Source organism: Enterobacter sp. 940_PEND, assembly GCF_001059415.1.
Classification (GTDB): domain Bacteria; phylum Pseudomonadota; class Gammaproteobacteria; order Enterobacterales; family Enterobacteriaceae; genus Enterobacter; species Enterobacter cloacae_M.
Genome location: NZ_JUMS01000034.1, coordinates 1 through 5,435, shown reverse-complemented (window position 1 = coordinate 5,435; position 5,435 = coordinate 1). Strand labels below are relative to the sequence as shown.

The 5,435-nt window shown below is 36.8% G+C and carries 5 protein-coding genes; 1 reads left to right on the top strand and 4 read right to left on the bottom strand.

The genetic code is table 11. The features are described 5' to 3' along the window. Positions 1–42 precede the first annotated feature (42 nt). Positions 43–555, top strand: a complete 513-nt coding sequence (locus tag ADJ24_RS23915; RefSeq protein ID WP_342585444.1) for a reverse transcriptase family protein — start codon at positions 43–45, stop codon at positions 553–555. Positions 556–594: 39 nt separating this feature from the next. Here the strand turns inward: ADJ24_RS23915 and ADJ24_RS05210 are convergent, their stop codons facing one another. From ADJ24_RS05210 to ADJ24_RS05195, 4 genes are all read right to left on the bottom strand, one after another. Beyond that, the gene (locus ADJ24_RS05210) at positions 595–951 is read right to left on the bottom strand and encodes a hypothetical protein (RefSeq protein WP_023310166.1); all 357 of its coding nucleotides are present in this window, start codon (positions 949–951) and stop codon (positions 595–597) included. A gap of 11 nt (positions 952–962) precedes the next feature. Further along, on the bottom strand, positions 963–1,742 hold the full coding sequence (locus ADJ24_RS05205) for a hypothetical protein (protein ID WP_023310165.1): 780 nt from the start codon (positions 1,740–1,742) through the stop codon (positions 963–965). A 1,267-nt stretch (positions 1,743–3,009) separates the two neighbouring features. Then, positions 3,010–3,564, bottom strand: a complete 555-nt coding sequence (locus tag ADJ24_RS05200; protein ID WP_023310164.1) for a hypothetical protein — start codon at positions 3,562–3,564, stop codon at positions 3,010–3,012. 570 nt (positions 3,565–4,134) lie between these two features. After that, positions 4,135–5,310, bottom strand: coding sequence for a tyrosine-type recombinase/integrase (locus ADJ24_RS05195; RefSeq protein WP_023310163.1), 1,176 nt, complete (start codon positions 5,308–5,310; stop codon positions 4,135–4,137). Positions 5,311–5,435 lie beyond the last annotated feature (125 nt).

The following is a 5,435-nucleotide window of genomic DNA, read 5'->3' as shown; positions in this document are numbered from 1 at the left end:
GGGCATTATCTGAACATAAAACACTATCAGTAAGTTGGAGTCATTACCGCATTTATCCTTACATCCTTTTGTACAAAAGAGGGTTATTTACCTCAAGGTGCTCCAACGTCACCCGCCTTATCTAATCTTGTTTGTTTAAGACTTGATCACCGTTTGTCTACGTATTGTAAAAAACGTGCATTAACATATACACGTTATGCTGATGATCTTTGCATATCAGGAAACAAGATTTTAATTTTACAGAAGTCCTCCTATTTAATAAAAGAAATAATTAGCGACGAAGGTTTTACTATAAACTCAAAAAAAGAAAAATTTCTTGGGCCTAAAGTTCGTCGAGAAGTTACAGGATTAACCGTCACACCTAAAATAACCATTAGCAAAAAAGATTATTGTGTCTACAGGAAAAGAATTTACGATTTAGTAAGAAATGAAGTTTCAAACAAACATGAAATCATAAAAGGCATATTATCCTTTGTCAGAAGTATTGATAAAGAAAAAGAAAAGAAACTTTCTACATTCTACCTTAAGCAAATATCCATTATTGGTGAGGATTAATATTAATTGAGGCCAACTTAATGGCCTCTCAACTTATATTCAACTAATACGATTGAGAACCATGTAAGCTGGCTCGCACATGCTACCGCGTTCCTGTAACCAGTAATAATCCAGATCTGCAACCCTGTCATTCAGTCCTGAATCCACACGGTTGATCTGTAACCGTAGTCCTATAGTGTCTTTATAGGACAGACCTGATTTAATAATGTATTTGTACTTAACCCCGCCTTCCTCTTCAAATGACCTCAGATAAGGTGTCATTTGTTCCTGAATTTCCTTTAAGCAAACAACCTCGTTATTAAAAGAAAATGGCTTTTCTATTTTCCCATCAGGTACAGCAGCCATTACATTAAAAGTACTGACAAACAGAAGGGCCGCAATAGTCGTATTTTTCATTTTAATTTTCCTTACTGAAGATCAACGTTTAATACTTCGCCAGTATCAGCATTATAGGTACAGGAATACTGAATGTTTTTAAACGCACCAAACCCATTTTGGGCCTGTGCCCGATGCCCGTAAAGAGTCACTAATTTTCTGTCTTTATCGAACCAACTAAGGTTTGAGAATTTTGCCTCAGTAATTCCATCAGTCCACTTAAAATCGTACTTTGCAGAATCTTCGACAGCTTTTTCACATACATATTCCCCTCGTTCATGTTTCGATATATAGCATTCGGGATTATCACTACGCATGCATTCAATCTCTTCCTCTTTTGCCTTTTGTTCCTTCTCTGCTGCAAGAACTGCATCCTGAGCGGCTTTTGCTTCTGCTTTAGCTTTCTGCTCTGCCTGGTATTTTGCATAATCAGCAGTATTGGTAATGTTATTTTCACGGGCGTGAGAAAACTCTCTGCCGTCCTTAAAACCGAGTTTTTGTGCACTCGCTTCATCACTCGAGGAACGGGCTGCACTTGCCGTGATAGCAAGTCCGATAATCAGTACAGGAACCGTATAGTTATTGACGAATTTATAAGGTAAGTACTTCTCTTTAAGCGTACCGGAACCCATAACAGCCCAGCCGATCGCGGCAGTACTTGCCAATAGCTGGCACAATCCAGCGACAATAAGCATTATGACTGACCAGAAACCAGTTCCGACTGCGAAAAGATCACCAAATTTCTCCATTGACGCAAGGAATAAAAATACTCCCCAAATGCAATAAACTCCTATTTTTAAAAATTTATTCACTGTAATTATCCTTTAAAATTTTTCCAAGTCAGATGGTTCGTTCCATTTTGATAATCGGCAATAATTCGTTTGACTTTAGGTATTTCTCTCAAAAGAAATCCTCCCAAAGTCTATAGATAATCAGTTGTACCACTCTCACTGTTTGTGGCTCCTTTCAGGCCAAAAAGTACGGATTTGGAACCATCCGTATTCAGGTACGCAAGAGTAACACGTACACATAACATCGATCGATATTAACGATCAATATTGTATAAATTGATCGTTTAAATCTATCAACAACTATTAATTCAAGACAAATCAATAGGTAAAATCGATCAAGCGGATTCGTGATTCGTGAAATGAGTTATGTGTCTGATTTCAGTACGATGAATACTTGTTATCCCATCATTCAAACGCTCTTAAAACATTGCTACGCCGTTTTATGGGATTTTGTACGTCGCTGTTATGCAAGTAATGAAAACGCGTTCAGGGGGTTCCTGTGCGTTTTGTCGGGAACACCATCATGAAGGGGGACAGATCGGATCGGGGTCGCTTCGCTCTGTACAGTACTGATAGTGCTTTTCCAGTAACTGAAACTGCGGATACCCCACTAAGTACACAAAGGAATCAGTAGTATAATAAGTAATGAAATAACAGAAAGTTATGTACGTACTGACAAAACAATAATCGTGTATATAACAATTAGATAACTATCAAGTACTCACTGCATGATCACTCTTACTAACTACCCGAATAAGTTTGCTTCGCTCATGGCTTCAAGCAGTTAACTCGCTTTTGTCCTTGATTGATGTCCGTCAATGCGGCAGGGCGACCTATTCATTTTGTAATTGTCTTCGCAATCAGTATAAAGACAAACACATGAGCGAAGCTCTGTTGGTTCAGTACTGAAATACCTTGTGAAGTAATGGCTTTAGCCTTCCAATCCCTTGACTTTCTAACTCCGAAAGTTGCTTTCTCCCCAGGTAGTATGAATTCCGTAGGACAGTATTTCTTACCGACCAAAGGGAGAAACAAACGGGTGTTTTTTTGAGGGGTTTCTGAAGGAAATCACGAAAAAAAAGCAAGTTTCTAACCAATATGAATTTTTAAGGACTTTGCGAGGTACGAGCGAAGGCCTTCAAACTTTAAATTCGTGCCGCTGCTCATCTATGTAAGTTTCTTCTTAAAAAACATCTTGATGGTTTATCTTTATAAGGTGGCCTATCCTCTCCATGCGGCATTATAAGCGGGTTTTCATTCACTAATAGGCCACCACCTCAAGATACTTTTAGGTCTTTTTTTTCTTAAGATAATCAATTATTAATTTCTTATCAATACCTTTCTTTATTAAATCATCAAGGTACTGTTTTATACTATCATCCAGTACTGGAACATTGATTTTCATTTCTAATAGTTTTGAAGCATCTCTTGCTGCTTTTCCGTAGTTCTTTATACTTGTAGAACCTAATAATTCAAACCCTTCAAAATCACTACTGTAATACTTTAGAAATTGTATATTCACAAAACCATCAGAATCATATCTATTTGAATGAATATATTTTATTTCATTATGTTCTAATTTACCTCTTAACTGATTCAGTAGTATTTCTAGCCTGAAATCATTAATGCATTTACCTACCTCTGTATTCGTTAGATCTGGAACTCTCTTCAATGCTTCAAATAGATATAATGAATTTCCACCTTTAGCATTATGAAATTTATCCTTATCAGTTACGGATTCAACAACTGCCTTAACCTTCTTTGGAGTTCTTTTATTATATGACTTATCTTTCAGATAATTCATTACATTTCTGTTGTCGTGTGTTTTTAAGCGTGGTGCCATTTTTATACTTCCTTTTATTGATTATTGTTTTGGTTCTAGTTAAGGAAATATAAATAATAATACTTCCTTGTTTTTACGCTTCATTTAGAAAGGTCAGATGCTGCAATGTCTGACCTTTTGTCGTTTTAGTCATTAGTATTTAGGTGCTGTATTTTTAATTGAATGAGGATTCTTTTCATTAACCATTACGACACTCATATTTTCAGTCTCGTGCATTTTGTTAACAATCCATCACTTTCACCTTTAAAATATATTCAAATAAAATAGTTGCTGAAGTGGACTATTACTCTCTGTATAAGCAATCTGTATATAATACAACCAAGAACATCAAATCATTACATCTAAGATTGCTATCTTTCGGCACTGGTTTGTAGTAACAATTAGTGCATAAGTGATATATTATTGTAAATAGGAATTAATGGCTATAAAAAATCACCACCGCTTTACACTATCAAAGCGGCGTGATTAAACACTAAAGAAGTGAATTTAAATTGTATTACATATAATTCATTCGTCCCATTTTTTCATCATGAAAAAATCATATTGGTTAGATGCGGTCAATAACTTGTTTCATTTGAAAAGTGGTTGTTTACTTCGATATGTTCTATCTGTCATTGTTCGATGAGCATGTCCAAGTATCGAGAATCTTATATGGTCTGGTACTTCTTGAAGATCTCTCAATCGATCTGACAAGCCATATCTATAGTCATGTGCTGTATGTTTCATGCCTACTTTTTTGAAAGCCTTGCTTACGGCATTACTTGCAGATGAATTATTAACCCAATGATATATTGGTTTCTCTTCCCATATACCAGCTTTAAGAAGACTATCACTTAAAGGTATATCGCGAATTGACTCATTATTCTTAACGGTTTTAGTACCAGCATCATTAATGCTGATACATTTGATGAGTATTCCTTGGTCTTCTTTCTCAATATAATCATTTGAAGAGATTTGGATCGCCTCACCGATACGTACTCCTGTGTAAAAAAGTAGATTTAGTAACCACCATAAGGATCTGGTATTGACAACATGCTCAGAAGAAATTATTTTTTGATGCTCCCTTAATGAAACACCCGTTTTAACACTCACATTTTCAACATTCTTATAGTTCATCCCCAAAAAAGGATTCTTCGCGATGTAATCGCGTTGCTTCATAGCGAAATTGAACATAGCAGAAACCTTAATGATGGCATCTTGTCTGGATCGAGGTGACTTACCCGACTTATCAAGAAACTTTTTATAAGTACTCACCGTCTTTTTCGTAACTGAATCTACTGGGATATCCCCACACCATTCCAGGAAACCATTTACCGTTCTCTCATTAAGCACTTTGGTACTCTTCGCCCAATCAGAACTCATCTCCTCAAGCCACTCATTAAGTACTGATGACAAGAGAGGGGAAATGCTCTTTTCTTGTATTACTGGATGCGGCGAGACATGACATACAGAGACGGCGGATAAAAATTCATCCTCTATTTGCTTATCTCTGGCCTTTAGAAGCGTTTCACGAATCAATAGTGGATTTGTATTCCCCATTAGCTGAGAGAGCCTTATAAAGGCTTCAGTGAGCTTTACAGCACGATACTGAGCCACACTTCTGTCCTGGGTGCGTAGGCTAACCCGAAGAAGTTTCCCAGCTAATCGACGCTGCCACATAAAAGAGCGTTCAGAGGAAGCTGTTCTGTCTAAGAAACGAACATTTCGCTGTATAAAGATTGGATAAAGATCTGGTAAAGATTGCATGAAAACCCTCTTCAAATGAGAATGGTTCCCATCAATTCCCAAACACAACACTTAACGGTACTTAAGCGTCAAAAATGTGACCTCTGGCAGATTTACATCTCTTTACGCTATACTACCCGCTGAAA